Annotated in this window: 8 protein-coding genes and 1 pseudogene; 2 read left to right on the forward strand and 7 right to left on the reverse strand. The window is 71.8% G+C overall.

Annotation, left to right across the window (positions count from 1 at the left end):
* Window positions 1-141: 141 nt before the first annotated feature.
* Window positions 142-1,005, forward strand: coding sequence for a pseudouridine synthase (locus BW996_RS19040; RefSeq protein WP_081838247.1), 864 nt, complete (start codon window positions 142-144; stop codon window positions 1,003-1,005).
* On the opposite strand, the gene aroQ is transcribed toward BW996_RS19040, so the two are convergent.
* From aroQ to BW996_RS19070, 6 genes and pseudogenes are all read right to left on the reverse strand, one after another.
* The gene (gene aroQ / locus BW996_RS19045) at window positions 948-1,400 is read right to left on the reverse strand and encodes a type II 3-dehydroquinate dehydratase (protein ID WP_037484341.1); all 453 of its coding nucleotides are present in this window, start codon (window positions 1,398-1,400) and stop codon (window positions 948-950) included. The two genes, BW996_RS19040 and aroQ, sit on opposite strands and share 58 nt — an antisense overlap.
* Before the next feature lie 37 nt (window positions 1,401-1,437).
* On the reverse strand, window positions 1,438-2,301 hold the full coding sequence (gene aroE / locus BW996_RS19050; RefSeq protein ID WP_037484343.1) for a shikimate dehydrogenase: 864 nt from the start codon (window positions 2,299-2,301) through the stop codon (window positions 1,438-1,440).
* On the reverse strand, window positions 2,298-3,551 hold the full coding sequence (locus BW996_RS19055; protein ID WP_037484345.1) for a CaiB/BaiF CoA transferase family protein: 1,254 nt from the start codon (window positions 3,549-3,551) through the stop codon (window positions 2,298-2,300). The genes aroE and BW996_RS19055 overlap by 4 nt, the downstream gene beginning before the upstream one ends.
* Window positions 3,552-3,616: 65 nt before the next feature.
* A pseudogene (locus BW996_RS19060) lies at window positions 3,617-4,066 on the reverse strand (MaoC family dehydratase); the annotation flags it as partial.
* 49 nt (window positions 4,067-4,115) lie between these two features.
* The gene (locus BW996_RS19065; protein ID WP_037484347.1) at window positions 4,116-4,496 is read right to left on the reverse strand and encodes a VOC family protein; all 381 of its coding nucleotides are present in this window, start codon (window positions 4,494-4,496) and stop codon (window positions 4,116-4,118) included.
* Window positions 4,493-5,443 carry a ketopantoate reductase family protein gene (locus BW996_RS19070; RefSeq protein ID WP_037484349.1) on the reverse strand — a complete coding sequence of 317 codons (951 nt, stop codon included), beginning with the start codon at window positions 5,441-5,443 and terminating at the stop codon, window positions 4,493-4,495. The genes BW996_RS19065 and BW996_RS19070 overlap by 4 nt, the downstream gene beginning before the upstream one ends.
* Before the next feature lie 93 nt (window positions 5,444-5,536).
* Here BW996_RS19070 and BW996_RS19075 point away from each other — a divergent pair, with 93 nt between their 5' ends.
* Window positions 5,537-6,442 (forward strand): LysR family transcriptional regulator, encoded by a 906-nt coding sequence (locus tag BW996_RS19075; protein ID WP_037484351.1) that lies wholly within the window; start codon window positions 5,537-5,539, stop codon window positions 6,440-6,442.
* Here BW996_RS19075 and BW996_RS19080 read toward each other — a convergent pair.
* A partial coding sequence (locus tag BW996_RS19080; protein WP_139330952.1) for a sugar phosphate isomerase/epimerase family protein occupies window positions 6,429-6,938 on the reverse strand: 510 nt, incomplete at its 5' end. The genes BW996_RS19075 and BW996_RS19080 overlap by 14 nt on opposite strands.

Consider the following 6,938-nt stretch of genomic DNA (forward strand, 5'->3'; position numbering starts at 1 on the left):
TGCACGCCGCCCCGAGTTCGTGATTGATTTCACAAATCAAAAGCGCAATTCTGGTGCCATGCCTCAAAGAGCTTCACAGGCACCGCCCTGGTGCGTGGCGGACGCCGGTCCGGTACCGCTCGGGTGCGCGATGATCGGCGCATGAACGACCCGACGACCGATGCCCTGCCGATGCCGATGCCCCTGCCGGTGCTCTGGCAGGACGAGCACCTGATCGCCATCCGCAAGCCCGCGGGCTGGCTGGTGCACCGCACCGGCCTGGACGCCGGCGAGACCCGCTTCGTGGTGCAGACGCTGCGCGACCAGCTCGGCGGCACGCATGTGCATCCGGTGCACCGCCTCGACAAGGGCACCTGCGGCGTGCTGCTGCTGGCCCTGCACCCGGAGGCCGCGCGCCGCCTGGGCCAGGCCTTCATGGCCGCCGGCGAGGTGCGCAAGCGCTATCTGGCGCTGGTGCGCGGCTGGGCGCCGGCCGAGGCCTGGGTCGATCACGCGCTGCGCCTGGATGACGCGCCCGCCGACGCCCCGGCGCAGCCCGCGCAGACCCGGCTGCGCCGGCTGGCCGCCTTCGAGCGGCAGGAGTCCAGCGACGGGCGCTTTCCCTCGACGCGCGTGTCGCTGGTCGAGGCCGAGCCGCTGACCGGGCGGCGCCACCAGATCCGCCGCCATCTCAAGCACCTGGCGCACCCCATCCTCGGTGACGCCACCCACGGCAAGGGCCCGCTGAACCGCTGGTGGGCCGAGCGGCTCGGGCGGCAGCGGCTGTGGCTGCATGCGCAGACGCTGGAGCTGGTGCACCCCTTCACGCAGGAGCTGCTGCGGCTGCACAGCGGGCTGACCTGGCAGGCGCCGGCGGGCGTTCTTGCGGTCGAGGCGCACGCGCCGGCGGACGCCCACGGCGACCTGGCCGGCTGGTGCGGGCTGATCGGCCCGCTGGGCCTGTGTCGTCAGGCCGGCGAGCGGGCCTCGGCGAGCGACACGGCCGCGCGCAGCCCCGCCAGGTAGCTGTCGAGGCCCAGCCCGCTGATCTGGCCCTGCACGATCTCGGCGAAGACCGAGTGGTGGCGGAAGGGCTCGCGGGCGTGGATGTTGGACATGTGCAGCTCGACGATGGGGCAGGTCAGGATGGCCAGTGCGTCGCGCAGGCCGTAGCTGTAGTGCGTCCAGGCGCCGGCGTTGATCAGCACGGCGTCCACGCCGTCGAAGTAGGCCTGGTGGATGCGCTCCACCATGGCGCCCTCGTGGTTGGTCTGAAAAGTCTCGACGGTGACCCCCAGGGTCTGGGCCAGGGCCTGGAGCTGGGCGTTGATGTCGTCCAGGGTGAGGGTGCCGTACTGCCGCGGGTCGCGGCGGCCGAACATGTTGTGGTTGATGCCATGCAGCATCAGGATGCGTTTCATCGTCGATTCCTTCCGGGAGAGGCGAGGGCGGTGCGGGTCAGTCCAGCGGCACGGTCAGGCGGTCGATCACGGCGGTGGTGGCCGGGCGCACGCCGCGCCACCAGGCAAAGGCCTCGGCCGCCTGCTCCACCAGCATGCCCACGCCATCGGCCACGCCGCGCACGCCGGCCTGGCGGGCCAGCGCCAGGAAGGGCGTCAGGCCCTTGCCATAGGCCAGTTCGTAGGCGGTGCCCATGGGGCTGAACACGCTGGCGGGCACCGGCGGCAGCTGGCCGGTGAGGCTGGCGGAGGTGGCGTTGACCACCAGGTCAAAGCGGCCCTGCGCGGCCAGCTCGCCGTAGCCGCAGGCCTGCAGCGTGGCGGCGCCGGGCTGGCCTTGGCGACCTGCGGCCACTGCCGCCACCTCAGCCACCAGGGCGTGGGCCTTGGCTTCGTCGCGGTTGGCCAGCACCAGGGTGGCCGGGCCGGCGGCCAGGAAGGGCAGCAGCGCGCCCCGGGCCGCGCCACCGGCGCCCAGCAGCAGCACGCGGCGGCCGGCCAGGGGGCATTGCAGGTTGACCTCGATGTCGCGGCGCAGGCCGATGCCGTCAAAGTTCTCGGCCAGGATGCGCCCGCCCTCGAACTTCAGCGCATTGGCGGCGCCGGCCAGCGCGGCACGCTCGCTGCGCTCGTCGGCCAGGGCGCAGGCGCGCAGCTTGAACGGGGCGGTGATGTTCAGGCCCAGGCCGCCCGCGGCGCGGAAGTCCAGCACCTGGCGCTCGAAGCCGTCGGCTGGCGTGAGCGGGCCCTCCAGCGCCTCGTAGCGCAGGCTGTGGCCGCAGGCCTGGGCGAAAAGGCCGTGGATCAGCGGGGACTTGCTGTGCTGGATGGGGTGGCCGATGACGGCGTAGCGGTCGCTCATGGCTGGTCTCCGGTGGGGCGGGGGCGGTGGCTGGCCAGCACGCCGGCGGCCTGCAGCGCGGCGATCTCGGCCTCGCTGTAGCCCAGGGCGCGGGCCACGTCGGCGTTGTGCTCGCCCAGGTCAGGTGCCACGGCGGGCACGGGGGTGTGGCAGTCGCTGAAGCGGAAGGGCAGGTTGGGCAGGCGCAGCGCGCCGTAGCGCGGGTGCTGCTGTTCCAGCACCATGCCGCGGGCCTGGATCTGCGGGTCAGCCAGCACCTCGTCGATGCGCTGCACCTTGGCCGCGGGCACGTCGATGCCGTCCAGCAGCGCCAGGATGTCGGCCACGCGGCGCGCCGCCACCCAGGGCTTGACGACGGCCAGGATGGCCTCGCGCCCGGCGTTGCGGCCCACCGCGTGGTGGAAGCGGGTGTCCTGGCCAAAGCCGGCCGGGCCGCCGTGGGCCTCGACCAGCGCGGCAAAGCGCTTCCAGGCGTCATCGACCTGGGCGGCGATCACCAGGTCGCCATCGGCGGCGCGGAACACGCCGTAGAGGGTGGAGGTGGGCATGTCGTGCCCGGTCTGCTCGGGCAGCACGCCCTGGAGCGTGTAGCACTGCACCGCGTACTCGTGCATGGAGACCAGGGTGTCGTAGAGCGCCATGTCGATGTGCTGCCCCTGGCCACTGCGGACCCGGCCCAGCAGCGCGGCATTGATGGCCGCCACCGCGTGGATGCCGGTGTACATGTCGCCCAGCGAGATGCGCAGCAGCGGCGGCGCCTCGCCCGGCGTGCCCACCATCTGCATGATGCCGCTCTTGGCCTCGGCGATCAGGCCGAAGCCGGCGCGGTGCGCGTCGGGCCCGGTGTGGCCATAGGCCGAGATGCTGCAATACACCAGCCGCGGGTTGCGCGCCCGCAGCTCGGCCTGGCCCAGGCCCAGCTTGTCGAGGGCGCCGGGGCGGTAGTTCTCGATGAACACGTCGGCGCTGTCGCACAGGCGGTGCATGAAGTCGCGGCCGCGTGGGTCCTTGAGGTTCACGCTCACGCCCTGCTTGCCCATGTTGAGCTGCAGGAAGTAGCCGCTGCTCTGGTCGTCCAGAACGGTGGCGTGCTGGCGGCCGGCGTCGCCGCTGCCCGGCCGCTCCACCTTGATGACCTCGGCGCCCAGCGCGGCCAGGCAGCGCCCGACGTAGGGGCCCGCCAGGAAGTGCGAGTAGTCGATGACGCGGATGCCGCGCAGCGGCAGCGCTTGCGGGGTGGCGGCGCTCATGCGGTGGCTCCGGGGGTGTTGTCGGTGCTGTGGGCGCTTTGTTCACCATGGGCGCTGGCCTCCACCGCCCCCGGCCGGCGCGGCACCATCAGCCGGTGCTCGCCCTTTTGCACCACCTGGCCGTGCTGGTTGATCAGCTCGCTGGGCAGCACCACGATGCCCCAGCCGGGCCTGCTGCGGCTGGCACGCATCGTGCCGACCCGAAAACGCACATGCAGCACGTCGTTGACCTTGATGGGCAGCAGGAAGTCCCAGGTCCAGCCCAGGGACATGCCGGGCAGGAAGCGGTAGTCGCTCTGCGTCTTGAGCCCATCGGCGATGGACTGGCCGAACAGGCCGTGCGCCACCAGGCAGCCAAAGTGGCTGGCCTGGGCGTAGGCCTCGTCCACATGCACGGGGGTGTGGTCGCCGGTGAGGTCGGCGTAGGCCTGGATGCGTTCCTTAGTGACGACGTAGCTGGGGCTGATGCAGGTGTCGCCCTCGCGGGCGTCGTCCCAGTATTTCTCGGGGCTCATGGCGGTTCTTTCCGAAGGGGTGGGGGCAGCGTGCGGAGCGGCGGCCCCGTCAGGCGCGGGGGTTGACGGCCAGGGCCTGGGCCACGCTGCCTGGGCTGGCCTGGATCAGTTCGACGGCCAGGCCATCGGGCAGGCGCAGCCAGTTGCGGCCCTGCGGCATCTCGGTCACGCCGAAGGCCTGGGCGGCGGCGAGCGCGGCTTCCAGGTCGTCGCACATCACGCCCAGGTGGGCGAGGCGGCCCTCGGGGCCCTCAAAGTGCGGGCTGGCGATGAACTGCAGCCCGCCCAGGGTCCAGACCTGCTGCGGCTGTTCCACCGTGCCTTGCACCTCGCGCAGGGGCATGCCCAGCACGTCGTGGAAGAAGCGGATGTGCCAGTGGATGTCTTTCACCCACAGGGCGACGTGTTCCAGATAGGCCTTCGTGGTCATTGGACGGTCTCCTCGCGTTGTCGGTCGGTCATGGCGCGTTCGATGCCCTTGATGCAGGCCACCAGCGTGCGGTTGACGGGGGTGGGCACGCCCAGGCGTTCGCCCTGGCGCACCACGGCGCCGTTGATGAAGTCGATCTCGGTGAGCGCGCCCTTTTCCAGGCTCTGCAGCATCGAGGTCTTGAAGCCCGGCCCCAGGCCGGCGCTGGCGAGCTGCCAGGCCTGCGCCGGCTCGCTCAGGCTGAGGGCGATGCCGGCGGCGCGGGCCACGGCCATGGCCTCGGCCACGGCGGCCTGGGCGGTGGCGGCCAGCAGCGGCTCGTCATAGAGCGGGCCGTAGCTCAGGCGGGTGATGCCGGTGAGCGCGCCGGTGGCCACATTGACCAGCAGCTTGTCCCAGACCGTGCCCAGGATGTTGAGGCTGACGGTGGTCTGCAGCCCGGCCTGGTTGAAGACCTCGGCGAGGGCCTGCACCCGCGGCGACAGGCGGCCGTCGAGCTCGCCGATCACCGTGGCCTTGCCGGTCAGGCCGGCCTGGATGTGGCCGGGGCCGCGCATCACCCCGCCGACATAGGTGCGGCCCACCAGCACACGCTCGATGCCGACCAGATCGGCCAGCACCTCCTCGTGCCCCAGGCCGTTCTGCAGCGGCATCACCATGGTGTCGGGGCCGATCAGCGCGAGTGCCCCGCGCATCGCCGCCTCGGTGTGCGCGGACTTGACCAGCACGATGACCAGCTCGGAGACGCCCGCCTCCTCCGGCCGCTGGGTGGCCCGCACCGCGATGTGGCGGCTGCCGCGCTCGTCGTCGACGCGCAGGCCCTCACGGCGCATGGCCTCGACATGCGCGGCCGAGCGGTTCAGCAGCCAGACCTCGTGGCCGGCCTCGGTCAATGCGGCGCCGATGGCGCTGCCCAGCGCTCCCGCGCCCAGGATGGTGATCTTCAAGCGAACTCCTTCGTGTGCTCGGCACGATAGGCAGCGGCGCTTATTCGATCAATTCAATGCGGGCAATATCATCATTGCCTGGAGCAATGAACCATGACGATGCCCGACCTGCCCGAGCCCCGCCTGCTGCAGCTCTTCGACCGGCTCTACGACACGCGCAGCGTCACCCGCACGGCCGAGCAGCTCGGCCAGAGCCAGCCCACCGTCAGCCTGGGGCTGGGGCGGCTGCGCGCGCAGCTGGGCGATCCGCTGTTCGTGCGGGTGCCCGGCGGCATGGCCCCGACGCCGCGCGCGGACGCGCTGATCCAGCCCTGCCGGGAGATCCTGGAGGCGCTGCGCCGGCTGCCGACCTGGCAGCCGGGCTTCGATCCGGCCACGACACGGCGGCGCCTGCGCATCGGCATGACCGACGCCAGCCATGTGACGCTGCTGCCGCGGCTCCTGGCCGACCTGCACGACGCCGCGCCCGGCCTGCGGCTGGAGATCGCCGGCATCGACGGCCACACTGGCCGGGCGCTCGAAAGCGGCGAGCTCGATCTGGCCATCGGGCATGTGCCCTGGCTGGGCGACGGGCTCTATCAGCAGCAGCTCTTCGAGCAGGACTGGGTCTGCCTGAGCCGGCGCGCGCATCCCCGGCTGGACGGCGCGGTGCTGGATGCGGCCGCCTACCGCGCCGAGGGCCATGTGCTGATCGCCGCCGGCACCGGCGCGCACCTGCTGGACCAGGCGCTGGTGCGCGCGCGCATCGAGCGGCGTGTCGTGCTGGAGCTGCCGGGCTTTCTCGGGCTGGGCGCGCTCGTCGGCAGCACCGACCTGATCGTCACGCTGCCGCGCCACATCGGCACGACGCTGGCCGACACCCACGCGCTGCAGCTGCACGCCTGCCCGGTCGAGGTCGAGGGCTTCGCGGTGCGCCAGCACTGGCACGCCCGCCACCACCACGACGAAGGCAGCCGCTGGCTGCGCGGGCGGGTGGTGGCGCTGTTCAGCGCGCGCTGAAGTGCCGCGCCACCAGCTGGTCGATGCCCTGGCGCATCAGCCGGCTCGATTCGGCCGCGCGTTCCTCCCAAGCGAACACACAGGCCGAGACCAGCCCGTCGAAGCCGATGTCGGCCATCGCCTTGAACAGGCCGTCGAAGTCCACCTCGCCCTGGCCGATGTCCAGGTGCTGATGCACCCGCACCTGGCTGGAGCCCGGCGGGTTGACGATGTAGCGCAGCTGGCTGCTCTTGGTGTGGTCGAAGGTGTCGGCCACGCGCACATGCGCCAGCAGATCGCCCGCCTCGCGCACCATCGCGCCGATGTCGCGGCCGTAATAGAAGGTGTGCGGCGCGATGAAGCTGAGCTTCAAGGCCTTGGAGCCGATGTTGCGCACGATGTCGCAGGCCGGCTGGTACTGCTCGATCCAGTCCTCCGGGTGCGGCTCGACCGAGAGCGTCACGCCCTCGCGCTCAAGGATCGGCAGCAGCTCGTCCATCGAGCGGAACCAGGCGGC

Origin of the sequence: Sphaerotilus natans, assembly GCF_900156335.1 — a bacterium.
GTDB classification, from domain to species: Bacteria; Pseudomonadota; Gammaproteobacteria; order Burkholderiales; family Burkholderiaceae_C; genus Sphaerotilus; species Sphaerotilus natans.